This is a genomic window from Cupriavidus sp. UYPR2.512, from assembly GCF_000379565.1.
Lineage (GTDB): Bacteria > Pseudomonadota > Gammaproteobacteria > Burkholderiales > Burkholderiaceae > Cupriavidus.
In genome coordinates, this window is the sequence record NZ_KB903122.1 from 1 (window position 1) to 1,193 (window position 1,193).

2 protein-coding genes are annotated in these 1,193 nt (G+C 58.9%); both read left to right on the forward strand.

Annotated features, from left to right (window positions below; genetic code table 11):
* The first annotated feature begins 504 nt into the window (after nt 1-504).
* Nucleotides 505-936 carry a transposase gene (locus A3A5_RS40380; protein WP_369797810.1) on the forward strand — a complete coding sequence of 144 codons (432 nt, stop codon included), beginning with the start codon at nt 505-507 and terminating at the stop codon, nt 934-936.
* On the forward strand, nt 933-1,130 hold the full coding sequence (gene tnpB, locus A3A5_RS42070; RefSeq protein ID WP_081623971.1) for an IS66 family insertion sequence element accessory protein TnpB: 198 nt from the start codon (nt 933-935) through the stop codon (nt 1,128-1,130). Before A3A5_RS40380 ends, tnpB begins: the two co-directional genes overlap by 4 nt.
* Nucleotides 1,131-1,193 lie beyond the last annotated feature (63 nt).

The window sequence follows — 1,193 nt, forward strand, 5'->3', positions numbered from 1 at the left end:
GGTCGCGCTCGCTCGCCCGCAATCCGTCCGTATAGCCTGAGTTCAGCGTCACCGAGGAGCCCCTGTTTTCAATCTCGATTTATGCAACAACGCCCATTGGTGTGCTTCTGTTTGGCAACGTCGATAACGCATCGGTGATCTGCGTTCACGCATGCCTTGTCGGTGATGCGCTTGCGGTTGGGCAAGCGGCCAATGACCCGGACACCAGGTCACAGCGCTACGGCTGGACTGACGAGGCCCGCCCTCGAACCTGCAGTCAATGCTTGCCTGCGTCGACACCGTGCCTGTAACGTGTTCACGTGTCCACAAAGAATTTTGAGGGCACGATGCTGCTTGCTCTCTTTACTTGCCTTCAAGGACGGGTTCTACCAGGCAACTTACCTTGCCGACCCGGTCCTCTTGGATCTTCTTTCACAGATTTGATCTGGTTGCGTAAGCGTCATTTGAAGACCGCATGGACAGAGCTGGTCCCGGTGTCCAAAGTGATGCCCGTTACTTCAAGTGGTGGGGACTACTTTGGACACACGGAATGCGAGACCATCGAACCGCAAGGGCCGACCGAATTGCGCACCGGAGTACCGACGGCAAGTTGCAGTAGTGGCGAGCGAGCCGGGTATTTCGGTGGCCAAGCTCGCGCAGGCCCACGGACTGAATCCTAATATGGTGTTCAAGTGGCGCCGGCAACTGCGGGCGGGCCTGTTTGACGGGGTGCCGCACGGCACGGCGGTGTTGCCGCCCGTTGCGCTGCCTGATGCACCGACAGGCGAGAAGACTGTACCGGCGTCGCTGGCACTACAGCCGGTCGAGCCACATCGCGAGAGCGTACTGGCAGCGTCGGGCATCGAGATTGAACTGAACGGTGCCCGTGTGCGTGTCACGGGTATGGTCGATCCAGTTCAGTTGCGCCTCGTGCTGCGCTGCCTGATGCCGGCATGATTGCTCCACCCAGCGGTACCCGTGTATGGCTGGCAGCGGGCGGTACCGATATGCGCCGTGGCATGTATGGACTTGCCGCACTGGTGCAGTCGACACTCGGACGTGATTCCTTCTCGGGCCACATCTTTCTGTTTCGTGGGCGTCGCGGTGACCTCATCAAGATTTTAGGTTCGTCAGGAAAAAGTGTGGGTTGACGAAGGCTCAGGAAGATTGCCAAGTGCATGATATAGCGCGATTTCCGTCGCCCTGAAGGTTCG

Bases quoted from the DNA above. Each gene is read 5' to 3' on its own strand.
- tnpB (WP_081623971.1), top strand. From the start codon at position 933: ATGATTGCTCCACCCAGCGGTACCCGTGTATGGCTGGCAGCGGGCGGT.